12 protein-coding genes are annotated in these 14795 nt (G+C 60.2%); 8 read left to right on the top strand and 4 right to left on the bottom strand.

The annotated features are described in order from the left end of the window. The first annotated feature begins 14 nt into the window (after positions 1–14). Positions 15–1319, top strand: a complete 1305-nt coding sequence (locus IMCC21224_RS08095; protein WP_047994915.1) for an FAD-binding oxidoreductase — start codon at positions 15–17, stop codon at positions 1317–1319. Between the two features lie 88 nt (positions 1320–1407). Further along, entirely contained in the window at positions 1408–2601 is a 1194-nt protein-coding gene (locus IMCC21224_RS08090; protein WP_047994914.1) for a DegT/DnrJ/EryC1/StrS aminotransferase family protein, read from the top strand. A gap of 104 nt (positions 2602–2705) precedes the next feature. Here IMCC21224_RS08090 and phaR read toward each other — a convergent pair whose 3' ends face one another. From phaR to IMCC21224_RS08075, 3 genes are all read right to left on the bottom strand, one after another. After that, positions 2706–3257 carry a polyhydroxyalkanoate synthesis repressor PhaR gene (gene phaR, locus IMCC21224_RS08085; protein ID WP_047994913.1) on the bottom strand — a complete coding sequence of 184 codons (552 nt, stop codon included), beginning with the start codon at positions 3255–3257 and terminating at the stop codon, positions 2706–2708. 219 nt (positions 3258–3476) lie between these two features. Next, complete coding sequence (locus IMCC21224_RS08080) at positions 3477–3938, bottom strand: phasin family protein (RefSeq protein ID WP_047994912.1); 462 nt, start codon at positions 3936–3938, stop codon at positions 3477–3479. Positions 3939–4060: 122 nt separating this feature from the next. Then, positions 4061–5863: an alpha/beta hydrolase gene (locus IMCC21224_RS08075; protein ID WP_047994911.1), complete on the bottom strand. Its 1803-nt coding sequence runs from the start codon at positions 5861–5863 to the stop codon at positions 4061–4063. Between the two features lie 104 nt (positions 5864–5967). On the opposite strand from IMCC21224_RS08075, the gene phaZ reads away from it, so the two are divergent. Continuing rightward, positions 5968–7236, top strand: coding sequence for a polyhydroxyalkanoate depolymerase (gene phaZ, locus IMCC21224_RS08070; RefSeq protein ID WP_047994910.1), 1269 nt, complete (start codon positions 5968–5970; stop codon positions 7234–7236). A gap of 81 nt (positions 7237–7317) precedes the next feature. On the opposite strand, the gene IMCC21224_RS08065 is transcribed toward phaZ, so the two are convergent. Next, positions 7318–8286 (bottom strand): Gfo/Idh/MocA family protein, encoded by a 969-nt coding sequence (locus IMCC21224_RS08065; protein WP_047994909.1) that lies wholly within the window; start codon positions 8284–8286, stop codon positions 7318–7320. 382 nt (positions 8287–8668) lie between these two features. On the opposite strand from IMCC21224_RS08065, the gene IMCC21224_RS08060 reads away from it, so the two are divergent. From IMCC21224_RS08060 to serS, 5 genes are all read left to right on the top strand, one after another. Beyond that, positions 8669–9298: a paraquat-inducible protein A gene (locus tag IMCC21224_RS08060; RefSeq protein ID WP_156178181.1), complete on the top strand. Its 630-nt coding sequence runs from the start codon at positions 8669–8671 to the stop codon at positions 9296–9298. After that, entirely contained in the window at positions 9268–9903 is a 636-nt protein-coding gene (locus tag IMCC21224_RS08055) for a paraquat-inducible protein A (protein ID WP_047994908.1), read from the top strand. Before IMCC21224_RS08060 ends, IMCC21224_RS08055 begins: the two co-directional genes overlap by 31 nt. Continuing rightward, positions 9903–12707, top strand: coding sequence for an MlaD family protein (locus IMCC21224_RS26435; RefSeq protein ID WP_053078924.1), 2805 nt, complete (start codon positions 9903–9905; stop codon positions 12705–12707). Before IMCC21224_RS08055 ends, IMCC21224_RS26435 begins: the two co-directional genes overlap by 1 nt. A gap of 4 nt (positions 12708–12711) precedes the next feature. Beyond that, positions 12712–13281, top strand: a complete 570-nt coding sequence (locus IMCC21224_RS08045) for a membrane integrity-associated transporter subunit PqiC (RefSeq protein ID WP_231582040.1) — start codon at positions 12712–12714, stop codon at positions 13279–13281. A gap of 219 nt (positions 13282–13500) precedes the next feature. Continuing rightward, entirely contained in the window at positions 13501–14793 is a 1293-nt protein-coding gene (gene serS / locus IMCC21224_RS08040; protein WP_047994907.1) for a serine--tRNA ligase, read from the top strand. Positions 14794–14795 lie beyond the last annotated feature (2 nt).

The raw sequence follows: 14795 nt of genomic DNA, 5'->3' as shown, positions 1-14795 counted from the left end.
CGCGAAAGAAGATCATGAACCTGCTCTACAGCAACGACCAGCGTGGCAGCTATCCGGATAGCTGGTACGCCGCGACTGCGGATATCCCGGAACGTCGCGCCGCGCTACGCGGCGACATAACGGCGGATGTCTGCATCGTTGGTGGCGGTTACACCGGCCTGTCTGCGGCGCTGCATCTGGCCGAAGCCGGGTTGGATGTTGTCTTGCTCGAGGCGCATCGCGCGGGCTTTGGTGCCTCTGGCCGCAACGGCGGTCAGCTTGGCTCAGGTCAGCGGCAGGATCAGCTGAAGCTTGAATCGATGGTGGGCCGCGATCATGCGCGCCAGCTCTGGACACTTGGCGAGGGCGCCAAGGCGCTGGTCAAGGATCTGATCACCCGCCACAAAATCGACTGCTATCAAAAGCCCGGCGTCGCATGGACCGGCTCTTCTACCGCCGAGGTCGCGGATCTGCATCGCTATGCCGCGCATCTGGACCAGCAGTATGACTATGATCAGATCGAGGTTCTGGACCGTGATGCCTGTTTCACCCTGTGCCCGTCCCCCGACTATCGCGGCGGGATTCTGGACCACGGTGCGGCGCATCTGCATCCCCTGCGGCTGGCCCTTGGGTTGGCGCGGGCGGCGTCCAACGCTGGTGTTCGGATATTCGAAGACAGCGCTGTGCATCATATTGCCAAAGGTGATCCCGCCACAGTGCAGACGGATGCAGGGCGCGTCACCGCGCACCATGTCATCCTGGCCACCAACGGATATCTGGGCGGGCTGGAGCGCAGCGTCGCGGCCCGTGTCATGCCGATCAACAACTTTATCGTTGCCACCGAACCCTTGGGGGATCGTGCCGCTACGGTGCTGACCCGTGACGTAGCGGTTGCCGATTCTCGATTTGTGGTCAACTACTTCCGCCTGAGCCATGACAAACGGCTGCTGTTCGGCGGTGGCGAAAGCTATGGCTACCGGTTCCCGCGTGATATTCGCGCCGTGGTGTCAAAACCGATGCTGGCCGTGTTTCCACATCTGCGCGATGTCCGGTTGGAGTATGCGTGGGGCGGCACGCTGGCGATCACGATGAAGCGCCTTCCCCACCTTGCCCGAATCGCACCTAACATGCTGTCGGCCTCGGGGTATTCCGGCCACGGGGTCGGCACTGCTGTGCATGCGGGCCAATTGATGGCGCTGGCGATTCAGGGCCAGGCCGAAGGCTTTGACACCATGGCCGCCATGCCCACCCCGGCCTTTCCCGGCGGTACGGTACTACGATCGCCGCTGCTTGTCCTCGCGATGAGCTGGTTTGCGCTGCGCGACCGGCTAGGGATTTAATCGCCGACAGTGATGTCACAAGATTATCACTTTGGAATTTTAACCGCTTGATTTACAAAACCTGAAACCTTGCTTCAGGAATTTGGAAATGAGCGCACTTCCCAACATGCATGACGCGGAATCGATCCCGCCCGAAGCCCGCGCCGAGATTGACCGCCTGCTGCAGTCGGGCGACCTGTTTCGCTATACCGCACCGCAGGACGCCCCCGTCACCCTGCTGGAGCAGGAGTTCGCGCAATTCCTCGGGTCACGCTACGCACTCGCCGTCAGCAGCTGTTCTGCGGCGCTGTTTCTGTCGCTCAAGGCGCTGGACTTGCCCCGCAACGCTGCTGTGCTGATCCCCGGTTTTACCTTTGCTGCGGTCCCGTCGGCTGTGGTGCATGCCGACTGTCGCCCCGTGCTGTGCGAAGTCGGCACGGATTACCGCATCGACCTGGACGATTTTGCCGCCAAACTGCCTGACGTTCAGGCGGTGATCATCAGCCATATGCGGGGGCACACCTCGGATATGGATGCGATCCTGACGCTCTGCGCCGCGCTTGACGTTCCGGTGATCGAGGATGCCGCGCATAGCCTGGGCACCACCTGGCGTGGCCGCAACATCGGAACGCTGGGTCGCATCGGTTGCTTTAGTTTTCAGAGTTACAAGCTGATCAACGCGGGCGAAGGAGGTATCCTTGTCACCGACGATGCGGATCTGGTCGCCCGCGCCATCATCATGTCCGGCGCTTACGAGCAGAACTGGGCCAAGCACGGTGCGGTACATACGGCCTGCGCCACCTGGCAGAACCTGTTGCCGTTGTACAATCTACGGCTTTCGAACCTGTCCGCCGCCGTGATCCGCCCCCAGATCCCGCATATCGCGCGCCGCGTCCGCGACGGTCGCCGCAACCATGACCATGTGGCACATGCGCTGACTGCCAGCCCGTGGATCAATGTGCCGTCGAAACTGTCCCCCGAAGAACGCGCGCCCGATTCACTGCAATTCAATCTCAGTGGAATGAGCGATGATGAGGTTCTGGCCTTTGTTGCTGCCGCAGAGTCCGCCGGGATCAAGGTGCAGGTCTTTGGCCTCAGTCGCGACAACGCGCGGGCCTTTTGGAACTGGCAGTTCCTGCCCGACCTGCCCGACCTGCCCCAAACCCGCGCAATGCTGATGCGCGCCTGTGACACCCGCCTGCCCGCACGCCTGACCCTCGTCGAATGTGAGGCAGTGGCCCAACTGTTGTTGACGGCGGCCGATCAGGTCATGTCTCTGCCGACCCGCGCTTACGGCACTTAAAACGCCGCAAATTCCCGCCTGCGCCCGACCGCGTTTTCAGCCCAAGCCGGGGCGACGGGGTCGTCCCCTCACCCATGCCAGTTGCTGCGCACGGCCTCGGCCAGTCACTTTTCAAGCTTGGACAATTTCTGCTTAAGCTCGGCCAGTTCCTTGCGGATCGCGTCCAGATCCTCGGGCGGGTCGTCGACCGGCTCGGGCTCGGGTCCAGACCACTGCTTGCCGACGCCGCCTGACATCGCCTTGAGAAACGCTTCTTGCTGTGCCTGCACCGCCTCGAAACCCGGCAGCTTGGTCATCGGGTTGATCGAGCCCATGTTTTCGACCCATTTTGACTGGCTGTCGCGGAACATGTCGAAACTGGCCGCCAGAAATTGCGGCACAACAGATGTCGCTTGTGTGGTGTAACTGCGCACAAGATCGGTCAGCACGTTGATTGGCAGAACGCTCTGACCCTTGCTTTCGTTCTCGGCCACAATCTGGAGCAGATACTGCCGGGTCAGGTCATCGCCGGATTTCAGATCGACGATCTGAACTTCGCGGCCGGCGCGGATGAAGCCCGCGATATCCTCAAGCGTCACATAGTCACTTGTTTCAGTGTTATACAGCCTGCGACTGGCATAGCGCTTGATCAGCAGCGATTTGGTCTTGTCAGCCACGAGGTCCCTCCAAAAATTCAGCAGTGCAGAAAAAGTCTATGCTGCGTCTGCGTAAATGGAAAGCGTTAGCTTACCGCCACAGTCGAACTGTCTTCTGGCCCTTGCCCGCGCCACATCGCTCGGGAGTGGTACAGACACAAAAAAAGGGCGGGTTCCATTGGAACCCGCCCCGTCACGCGACATCACATCGGGAGGAATGGATGCCTGTGGCGTTCTTCGTTACTTTGCCGTGGCGACCGTCGCTGCCTTTTTGGCGGCTGCGGTGGCGTCAGTCGTGGCTTTCTTGACGGCCGCGGTTGCGTCCTCGGTCATGTCTTTGCCGGCGGCCATCATCAGCTCGACGGTGTCCATCTGAACTTTTTTCGCGATTTCAGCAAAGGCGGCCATGTGCTCGGACGCCACTTCGGCCTGAGCCGAAGCGAAATCGGTCATCGACTTTGCATAGTCAGCAGGCTCAGCTTTGGCTTTGGACATGTCAGCCAGCTTGGCCAGGGTCTCTTTTGTCCACTTGGACGAAATCTCGGTCGACTTGCCGACGGCTTCGATGGCAACCTGGCTCAGCTTTTCGTTCAGCGTGGCGGTTGTTTTGAACGCTTCTTCCATGGACGATGTGTCCACCGGGTATGCGCCCATCATGTCTTTCATCATCGCGGCGAAATCGGGTGTTTTTGCAGTAGCCATAAAAATATTCCTTTATCTGCTGTGCGGGCCCACCCCGCGTTTCATTGCAGCTGTCAGGAATATGCATGCTGCGACGCAGCATTTCAAGGGAAAATGCCGCACCGCAGCAAAAATCTGCCAAGTCACTGATTTGATGCAGCAGCCTTTACCATGACATAGGTGCCGGGCGCCTCGCAGAGCACCGGATGATCCGAATCACCGGGTTCCCTTGCGACAATCCAGCGACCAGACCGTTTGGCCAGCCAGGCCTCCCAGATCGGCCACCATGATCCTTGGTGGTGTTCTGCTCTGGCCTGCCATGCCTCGGGGTCCAGGCTAAGGTCGGAGTTCAGGTAATGGCCGTACTTCTTTTTCTTTGGCGGATTGACGATCCCCGCGATATGTCCGGACTCGGCCATCACAAACGTCTTTGAGCGGCCACCCATCTTTTGCACCCCGCGATAGCAATCCTTCCACGCCGCGATGTGATCCGTCTCGCAGGCGATCGACATCAGCGGCACGTCCACATCCGACAGATTCAATGTATGGCCCAGAATTTCGAAACCGCCGTCTGAAAACCGGTTGTCCTGACAAAGCCGTCGCAGATAGTCGATTGCCATCTTGCCCGGCAGGTTGGCGCCGTCCCCGTTCCAATAAAGCAGATCAAACGCCGGCGGCGTCTCACCCATCATGTAGCTCTTGATCGCGGGGCCATAGATCAGGTCGTTTGAACGCAGGAACGAAAAGGTCCGCGCCATGATAAAGGACCGCAGCAACCCGCTGTCGCCGATCTCTGCCTCGATCCCGTCGATGAAATCATTCTGCAGGAAGGGCGTAAATTCGCCCTGATCGCTAAAATCGGTGAGCGCAGTAAAGAAGGTCGCGGACTTGACCGACTTGTCGCCCCTTTGTTTCATCAGCGACAATGTCAGGCTTAGCGTGGTGCCAGCGATGCAATAGCCCACCGCGTTGACCTTGTCCTGTTTGGTGATTGCCTTCACCTCATTGATCGCGGTCAGATAGCCGTCTTCGATATACTCCTCGAGTCCGACATCCGCGAACGACGCATCCGGGTTCACCCAGCTGACTACAAACAACGTGTAGCCTTGGTCGACGATCCACCGGATCAGCGAATTTTCGGCTTTGAGGTCCAGAATGTAATATTTGTTGATCCATGGCGGGAACAGCACGATCGGCGTTTCGCGAACCTTTTCGGTCGAGGGACTGTATTGGATCAGTTCCATCATGCGATTGCGATAGACCACAGAACCTTTGGCCGTGGCGATATTCTCGCCAATGCGAAACGCGCCTTCGTCTGCCAGCCGCACGATCAGCTCACCATTGTTGGCCTCGAGATCTGCGACCAGATTCTCCAGCCCTTTGACCAGACTCGCGCCCTCGGTCTCGACCGCCTTTTGCAAGGCATCGGGGTTGGTGGACAAAAAGTTGGTCGGCGCCATCATATCGACGATCTGGCGTGAAAAGTAACGTAATCGCTTTTTTTCGATTGGGTCCAAGTCGTCGATATCATCCACCGCCTGCTGGATCGCGGTGGCGTTGATCAGGTATTGCTGTTTAATAAAGTTGAAATACGGATGTGTGTCCCACAGCGGATTGGCAAAGCGCCGGTCCTTGGGGCCCGGATCTTGCGGTGCCACCAGTTTGCCCTTGGTCAGCGCCTGCTGCGCTTCGACAAAATGAGTCACGGATTTGCCCCAGAACGCGATCTGATGTTCAAGAATCTTCGCAGGATTCTGCACCCATTCCTGCCAATAGGCCCCCAATGCGTTGGCATAGAGGTCCTGACTCGGGCCGCTCAGAGACGAACTCAGTGGTTTCTTGTGTCCCATGGCCGTCAACAGACGCTGCGTCAGATCCTCGACCTTGGCCAGATTCGCGTTCAACCGCTCCAGCTCCTGGGATGAGACTATGTCATCAGTTGTCATGTTAAACTTTCCACTCTATCGTTGCTGCTGTGCAGAATAATGCCGCGCTGTTCGGGAGGCATCGCGACGATTTACCCGGAACCCCACCGGAAAAGGAGACGCTTATGCGTAACATGGCGACTTACGATTTCATGGAGACCTTCCGCAACACCAGCCAGTGGATGGGCGCAACCGCGCGAACGATGGCATCTTACCCGGCGATGTCGGTGATCCCCAATCCAGCGATGCAATGGCTTTCGGCCTGGGGTGAGGTTGCCGAACGGTCCTTTGCCCGCATGGCGGTCAAACCCGACTGGAACATCCGCACCATCACCTGCGAGGATGGTCGCGACCATCTGGTTAGCGTCGACACCGTCGTCAACAAGGATTTCGGCGACCTCATCCACTTTAACGTGAATGGCCGCACAGAACAGCCGCGCAAAATCCTGCTGGTCGCGCCAATGTCTGGCCATTACGCCACCCTCCTCCGGTCCACCGTGATCTCCCTCATCTCCAATTGCGAAGTTTACGTGACCGACTGGCATAATGCACGTGACATTCCAGTCAGCGCCGGCAAGTTCGACATTGAGGATTACACCCTATACCTCGTTGACTTCATGCGCCACCTTGGCCCGGACACCCATGTGATCGCGGTCTGTCAGCCGGCGCCGCTGACCCTCGCCGCCACCGCCTATCTCGCCGAAGAGGACCCCAAAGCGCAGCCGCGGTCGCTGACCCTGATCGGCGGTCCGATCGACCCTGATGCCACACCGACCGATGTCACCGACTTTGGCCGCCGTGTCACCATGGGCCAGCTCGAAGAGACCATGATTCAGCGCGTCGGCTTTAAATACCCGGGCGTCGGGCGTCAGGTCTACCCGGGCCTGCTGCAACTGACCTCGTTCATCTCGATGAATTCGGATCGCCACGCCAAGGCGTTCAACGAACAGATCATGCGTGTGGCGCGCGGTGAAGCGTCGGATCACGATGCCCACAACCGATTCTACGACGAATACCTGTCGGTGATGGACATGCCGGCCGAATTCTACCTCTCCACGGTCGAGCGGATCTTCAAGAATGGCGAGATTGCCAAGAACGAGTTTGTTGTCGCGGGCAAGCATGTCGATATCGGCAAGATCACGTCGGTTGCGGTCAAGACGGTCGAAGGTGCCAACGACGACATCTCGGCGCCCGGTCAGTGTGTCGCGGCGCTGGCGCTTTGCACCGGCCTGCCCGACAGCAAAAAGGCGAGCCATCTGGAACCCGGTGCCGGCCATTACGGCATCTTTGCGGGCAAGAGCTGGCGCAACAACATCCGCCCGCTCGTGCTCGAATTCATCGACGCCAATTCGGGGTCAAAACCGGTTTCCGCAAATACCAACAACGCTGCCTAAAGCTGGCGATACAATGCATAAAAATGGCGGCGCAGGATTTTCCCGCGTCGCCATTTTTTGTCGATCGGGCCAGTCGCCGCCCTATTTCGCGTGATCGAACACCATATCCATCATCGCCTGCGTCCCACGCGAAAACTCCAGCGGGCAGGGATAGGTCTCCTTGCGGCGCACCGAACGATTGAACGCCTCGACCTGATGCACATATTGGTTGTCCGATGGAAAGCGGAGAGTTTCGGTGCGAAACCCCGGTGCCTCAAGCACGATCTGCGCCATACCATACGCCTGCGCATTGAACGGCGTGGTCAGCCGCATCACCCCTACATCGCCGTGGAATACCACCTCTTGACGCGGCGCCATGCGGGTCGACACCATCCCGGTGTAATGGAATGATGGGAAACGCGCAGTCAGATGCGCCCGCGTGTCCACGCCGTTTGTCCATTCAACATCGGTGCTCAGAATTTCTTGCGGCTCTTCATCGGTGACAAACCGGGTGGCGCCAAAGATATAGACCCCGATATCCCGCAACCCACCGCCGCCGGTTTCGGCCTGATTGCGGATGTTGGCAGGGTCAACGTTGGAAAAGGAAAAGCTGGCATCCACTCCGATCAGCCGTCCAATTGCGCCGTCGCGATACATCTGCCGCGCGGTCTGCCATTGTGGGTGATGCACAATCATAAACGCTTCGGCCACCAACAGGCCGCTGCTGTCGCGCAGGGCAATCAGTTCGTCGATCTCGGGCGCTTGCATGGCGATCGGCTTTTCGCACAGCACGTGTTTGCCGGCTGCCACGGCCTTTTTGATCCAGGGCACGTGCAGATGATTGGGCAGCGGAATATAGATCGCATCAATCCCGGAATCCGCCAGCAGCGCATCATAGTCGTTATGCACCCGTAGCCCCGGCGCAAAATCCGCAAACGGCGCCGCCTTGGCCGGCTCCGACGTCGCCAGCGCCTCCAGCGCTCCACCGCACGCCAGATGGAGCGCGGGCCCCATTTTTTCACGCGCAAACTTGGAAGCGCCCAGAATTCCCCAGCGTATATGATCCGACATCTTGATCCCTCCTGTCCGGTCCGGCGCACGTTAGCGCAATCAGGTCCGACCGCAACCGGCAGGATCGCGCCAATGCCACTGACTTTGCCGCTGTAGGGGCAACGCCGCTGCAATCGCTGATAGATCTTTGCCTGGCGACTGTCTGACCACCCGCCGCGATGCAGATATTCGCTGGAACGATGCGTCGGATCAGGACCGACCGAATGATGCGGCGCAACGTAGGGTAACGCCGACCGGTGCGCACATACGATAGATAAGCGTTTTCCTTTGGCTTTCGACACGGTATCAAGGCAGAGGCCGTCTGAAATGGGCGCCCAGAATTGGGGCCAAAGGCAGGCATCAGGATATCGTGAACAACGCAACCGTGCAGGACAGGATTGGAATGACGCATAGCGATCTGGCGCTGGAAGACCTGATCGCTTGCCCGCAATGCGATGCGCTGTATACCGCGCGGATGCCTGAGATCGGGGAACGTGCGGTCTGCGAACGCTGCCACACGGTATTGATCGCGCCACGGCGCAAGGCCGGGCTCAGAATCATCGCACTGACGTTGACGGTACTGATTTTGGTCATTTCGGCGCTGTTTTTTCCGTTTCTGACCATCCACGTTCAGGGTTTCGCCAACCAGGCTTCGATCATGGACACCGCATCAAGCTTTGGCAGTGGCGCTTTGCTGTTGCTGTCGTTGGCCACTGCCGCGATGATCGTATTGATCCCACTGTTGCGCATGGTTTTGGTGCTGTATGTGCTGACACCAATTGTGATGAACCTTCCGCCCTATGCCCATGCGCGCCACGCCTTTCGACTGTCCCAGGAACTGAAACCCTGGGCCATGGCCGAGATTTTTGCCATCGGCTGCGCCGTGGCCCTGGTCAAGGTGGCGTCGCTGGCCAGCATTGGCTTTGGACCCGCCTTCTGGATGTTCAGCGCGCTCGTGGTCATCGTCCTTTTCAACGACATGTATCTATGTAACTGGTCAGTATGGAAATCACTGGAAACAGACGAATCTTGACCGCCCGCGAGGCGGGGTTGGTGGCCTGTCGCCGCTGCGCACGGGTCTGGCCAATGGGCACCACGGAATGCGGGCGCTGTGGTGCGCGACTGCAGTCGCGCGACACCGGCAGTCTAGGCCGGGTCTGGGCGCTATGGATTGCCGGGCTAATCTGCTACATTCCCGCCAATATTTACCCGATGCTGGTCACACAGACACTGCTGGACACCTCAAAAAGCACGATTGTTGGTGGCGCGGTCGACTTGCTGCACCATGGCGCGGTCGGTGTGGCGGTGATTATTCTGGTCGCATCAGTGCTGATCCCGATGGGAAAATTCCTTGCGATTGCTTATCTCGCCCTGTCGGTTCATCGCGGGTCCAACCTGTCGTCCGGGCGCAGGCACCACGTCTATGAAATGGTTGAATTTATCGGACGTTGGTCAATGATCGACGTCTTCGTGGTGGCGATCCTCAGCTCGCTGGTTCAATTGTCCGTGGTGGCGTCAATCCACCCCGGCCCCGCCGCTCTCACATTCGCGCTGTCGGTGGTTTGCACCATGCTGTCCGCGCAGTCCTTCGATTCACGCATGTTCTGGGACGAAGATGCGCCGCAAAGGAAATTATAGTGTCCGAAACGCCTGACAATCTACAATCGCCGGTACCGGGCGACGTGCCGATCAAACCTGCCAGAAAATCGCTCTGGGACATGGCTTCCATCGTCTGGATTATCCCGGTCGCAGCACTTGCCGTCGCATTGGGGGCCGCATGGCGGACCTATGACGCCCAAGGTCCGGTGATCGAAATCCGGTTCCAGAATGCCGCGGGCATCAAGGCCGACGAGACACAGTTGCGCTATCGCGACATCGCTGTCGGCACGGTCGAAGAGGTTGGATTTGGTCCTGATCTGGATGAGGTGATTGTATCGGTCCGGGTGCGCAAGGATCTGGCGGATTATATCGACGAAAGCGCGCGGTTCTGGGTTGTTCGCCCCGAAGTGAGCGCGCGCGGGGTCTCTGGCCTCGATACCGTGCTGTCCGGGGTCTATGTGCAGGGCGCGTGGGACGAGATTGCAGGTGGTCTGCACGGCGAATTCGAAGGTCTGACCGAAGCGCCACTGCTGCCGGTCGACAAGGACGGCGTGTCCTTTACCCTTAAATCCAGCGATGGCTTGCCGTCAGCCGGAACCCAGATCCTGTACAAAGGCGTTGAGGTTGGCGTCGTCGGATATTCCACCGTCAACCAGGATGGTTCGGGCGTTACCGCCCCTGCAGTGATCTACGAGCCGCACGCGGCCTTTGTCACCAGCTCGACCCGGTTCTGGGACATTTCCGGGTTCAGCTTTTCGCTTGGCGCGTCCGGGGCGCAGTTGAATTTTACCTCGCTGGCTTCGCTGATCGGTGGCGGTGTGACGTTTGACACCATCGGTTCGGGCGGTGTGCCGCTTGAAGATGGCGCGACTTACGATCTTTTTGCCAACGAAGACGCGGCGCGCGACGATTTCCTGTCGCAGGGTGATGCCGGAACGTCTGTCGATATGACCATGGTGTTTGAAGAGAACCTTGCCGGTCTCGCTGCGGGCGCTGCGGTTGAACTGGGTGGCCTACGGATCGGTCAGGTGACCAGCATCAACGGTCTGGTGGACCGCGACCGGTTCGGCGACAATGAGGTGCGTCTGATTGCGTCTGTGCAGCTCAACCCCGCGCGCATCGGACTGGGCGAAGACGCAGACGAGGCCACGCTGCTGACCTATCTCGACACCCGCATAGCCGAGGGGCTGCGCGCCCGTCTGATCAATGCGTCGATCTTTACCGGCGGGCTCAAGGTGGAGCTGGCAATGGTGCCGGGCGCCCCCGAGGCCACGCTTGACCGCGATGCCGAACCGCTGACACGCTTTCCCACCTCTGCCGCGCGGGTAACCGATGTCGGTGCCACGGCGCAGGGCGCGTTGCAACGTGTCAGCGACCTGCCAATCGAAGAGGTCATGCAGTCGATCACCGGCTTCCTTGACAACGCCTCAACCCTTATCGGCAGTGAGGAGCTGCAAAAGGCCCCCGCCGAGCTGACCGGCCTTCTGGCCGCCGTGCGTGGCGTGGCAGAGAGCCCGGCAATCCAGACGATTCCCGATCAGGTCGGTACATTGCTGGCCGATCTTCAGACCACGAGCGCCACGCTCAACCGCGTGATGGCGGATCTAGAGGCGCAGGACGCCCCAGGCAAGCTGACCGACGTCATCGAAAACGTCGGCACCGCAACCGAAGCTCTGCCCGATCTGATGGCTGATATACGCGGCGTGCTGGCCAATGTGCAGGCGGTTCCGCTTGAGGCACTGTCGCAATCCGTCTCCGATCTTCTGGCCACCGCTGACGCCCTGTTGGCCAGTGACGACATTCAGGGTCTGCCGGTTGAGTTGCGCGGCATCCTGTCGTCTGTACGTGACATCACCGAAAACCCGGCGGTGCAGGGTCTGCCGGATCAGGCGACCGCACTGGTCGCCGGGCTTCAGGACAGCTCGGCCACGATCAACCGGATGCTGACAGACCTTGAGACGCAGAATGCGACGGGCAAGCTGACTGACACCATCGACAGCGTCAACGCCGCCACGGATGCGCTGCCTGATCTGCTGGCCGATCTGCGCGCTGTGCTGGCCAAGGCAGAAGCGGTGCCGCTGGCAGATCTTACGCAAACGGTGTCGGATGTGCTCGCGCAGGTGCAGACCCTGATCGCCAGTGCCGAAGTGCAGGCGGTACCGGGTGAATTGCGTGGGTTGCTGGCGTCAGTTCGCCAAATCACCGAAGGCGCGGACATGCAGGCCCTGCCCGCCCGCGCGACCGAAGTGGTCACCTCGCTGCTCGACACGACGACGTCGGTCAACCGTATGCTTGACGATCTTGAGACGCAAAATGTGGTGGGCAAGCTGACCGCCGCAATCGACGATGTGGCAGCGGCTGCGGAGGATCTGCCACAGCTGGTCGAAGAGGCGCGCAGCATTGTGTCAAACGCCAATGACATCCCACTGGATGCATTGGCCGAACGGGCGACTAACTTGCTTGAGGCCGCAAATGCGCTGATCGATCAGGACAGCACCCGCGCCCTGCCCGGCGAGTTGAACGCAGCGCTGGATGCGGTGCAACAGACGTTGAACGAACTACAGAACGGTGGGCTGATCGACAACGCGAACGCGACGCTGGCCTCGGCACGCTCGGCCGCCGACGCCATTGCCGAGGCGTCGAGCAGCCTGCCGCGTCTGGCCACAGAGTTGCGCAATGTTGCCAATCAGGCGGGGGTCACGCTGTCTGCCTATGCTGACAATTCCACCTTTTCCCGCGAAACCCGCGGTGCGATCCGCCAGATTCAATCCGCCGCCTCGGCGATCGAAAAGCTGGCCCGCACCATCGAACGCAATCCGAATTCGCTGCTATTGGGACGATAAAACCATGACCATGAACGCTTTTTCCTCGTCCCTTATGGGCCTAGTCCTGCTGTCGGTTTCGGCCTGCTCGGGGAATGACACCCGCTATGCCACGCCGCCAGTCGAACCCTCGGCGCGGATCTCATCGCGCTATCAAAGCCTTGAGGTGGTCGAGGTGACGTTGCCCAGCTATGCCGCTGATCAGGCGATCTTTGTGCAGTCCGCCGATGGCGCGATCAGCGAACTTGGCGGGCTCTGGGCTGACGATCCGGCGCGGGCGCTGACATTGCAACTGGCGCGGGATCTGACGAACATCACCGGCGCAACCGTGGCACCCGCACCCTGGCCGTTCCGCAGCTACGCCGCCGCCAAGGTGGACGTGCGCCTCGAAGAGATGTTGGCCACGGCCAGCGGCACCTTCCGGATCGCAGGTCAGTATTTTGTCGCCCCCGAGGATGACGGCCGCGAACCTTCAGGCCAATTTTCGATCGCCGTACCTCTGCCCGAAAATGCCACCCCTGCGCAGATCGCTGCCGCCCGTGGCGCAGCCAGCCTGGCGCTCGCCGAAGAGATCGCCCGCAAGGCGCTGCGCTGAACCACGGGCAGCCAACCCTCCGGGGTGCTGGCAATACAGTCAATGGCCCGGTGGGATCACCCGCCGGGCCATTTCAATATGATTCGAGCGCACACTGCCGACTGGCGCATCACAACATGAAATCGCCTCGCGCGCGTCGCCAACCTAACTCAGCCCTCTTCAAATTGCCCCCAAATCAGGGCATACCGCGACCGCAACCAACCCGCAGGAGCCTGACCCATGCATGACATCCGCACGATTCGCGAGACACCGGCCGCCTTTGACGCAGCCCTCTCCCGCCGTGGGACCGCCCCTGTGTCGGCACAGATCGTGGCCTTGGACGAGGCACGGCGCGCAGCCATCCATGCCGCTGAAACCGCGCAGGCGGCGCAAAACGCCGCCTCCAAGGATGTTGGCCGCGCCAAAGCCAGCGGAGACGAACAAGAGTTCGCCCGCCTGCGCAGTCTTGTCGCTGACAAGAAGTCCGAAGTGGCCACGATGCAGGCCCGCGCCAAAGAGCTGAACGAGGAATTGACCACCCTGCTCATGGGTATCCCCAATCTGCCATATGACGATACCCCCGATGGCGCTGACGAGGCCGACAATGTCGAGGCGCACCGCTGGGGCACGCCGCGCGCCTTCGACTTTGCGCCCAAAGAGCACTTTGAAATCAAGGGCGTGTTGCCCGGAATGGATTTCACCACCGCCGCCAAGCTGTCAGGTGCACGCTTTGTCGTGCTCTCCGGGGCCGTCGCCCGTGTGCACCGTGCACTGGCGCAATTCATGCTCGACACCCATGTCGAGGAGAACGCCCTGACCGAGACATGGACACCAGTTCTGGTGCGCGGCGAGATGATGCAGGGCACCGGGCAATTGCCAAAGTTCGGTGAAGACAGCTACCAGACCACCAACGGCTGGTGGCTTATCCCTACGGCTGAGGTGACGCTGACCAATATCGTCAATGGTCTGACAATCGACCACGATGACCTGCCACGCCGCTACGTCGCGCACAGCCAGTGCTTTCGCTCCGAGGCGGGCAGCGCCGGGCGCGACACTGCGGGCATGCTGCGCCAGCACCAGTTCGAAAAGGTCGAGATGGTCTCGATCACCGAGCCCGAGCACAGCCGCGCCGAACTCGACCGAATGACAAAATGCGCCGAAGGCATCCTGGAACGACTAGAGCTGCCCTATCGCACCGTCACACTGTGCACCGGCGATATCGGATTCGGCGCACGACGCACCCACGACATCGAGGTCTGGCTGCCCGGCCAGAACACCTACCGCGAGATCAGCTCCTGCTCGGTCTGTGGCGATTTTCAGGCCCGCAGAATGAATGCCCGGTTCAAGCCGGCTGATGGCGGCAAACCCGAATTCGTGCACACATTGAACGGGTCCGGGCTGGCGGTGGGCCGCTGCCTGATCGCAGTGCTGGAAAACGGTCAGCAAGAGGACGGATCCGTCGAACTCCCCGCCGCTCTGCACCCCTGGCTGCGCGGCAAGACCCGAATTGACGCGGATGGGGCATTGGTCTGAAC

The organism is Puniceibacterium sp. IMCC21224, from assembly GCF_001038505.1.
GTDB lineage: Bacteria > Pseudomonadota > Alphaproteobacteria > Rhodobacterales > Rhodobacteraceae > Puniceibacterium.
The sequence above is the reverse complement of the archived record's forward strand: the minus strand, read 5'-3'. Positions and strand labels throughout refer to the sequence as shown.

Excerpts from the sequence above, each read along its gene's own strand:
- IMCC21224_RS08075 (WP_047994911.1), bottom strand. The coding sequence starts at position 5,863 with ATGACAACTGATGACATAGTCTCATCCCAGGAGCTGGAGCGGTTGAAC.
- IMCC21224_RS08095 (WP_047994915.1), top strand. The coding sequence starts at position 15 with ATGAACCTGCTCTACAGCAACGACCAGCGTGGCAGCTATCCGGATAGC.
- IMCC21224_RS08090 (WP_047994914.1), top strand. The coding sequence starts at position 1,408 with ATGAGCGCACTTCCCAACATGCATGACGCGGAATCGATCCCGCCCGAA.
- IMCC21224_RS08055 (WP_047994908.1), top strand. The coding sequence starts at position 9,268 with ATGGAAATCACTGGAAACAGACGAATCTTGACCGCCCGCGAGGCGGGG.
- IMCC21224_RS08065 (WP_047994909.1), bottom strand. The coding sequence starts at position 8,286 with ATGTCGGATCATATACGCTGGGGAATTCTGGGCGCTTCCAAGTTTGCG.
- IMCC21224_RS08045 (WP_231582040.1), top strand. The coding sequence starts at position 12,712 with ATGACCATGAACGCTTTTTCCTCGTCCCTTATGGGCCTAGTCCTGCTG.
- phaZ (WP_047994910.1), top strand. The coding sequence starts at position 5,968 with ATGCGTAACATGGCGACTTACGATTTCATGGAGACCTTCCGCAACACC.
- IMCC21224_RS08060 (WP_156178181.1), top strand. The coding sequence starts at position 8,669 with ATGACGCATAGCGATCTGGCGCTGGAAGACCTGATCGCTTGCCCGCAA.
- IMCC21224_RS08080 (WP_047994912.1), bottom strand. The coding sequence starts at position 3,938 with ATGGCTACTGCAAAAACACCCGATTTCGCCGCGATGATGAAAGACATG.
- serS (WP_047994907.1), top strand. The coding sequence starts at position 13,501 with ATGCATGACATCCGCACGATTCGCGAGACACCGGCCGCCTTTGACGCA.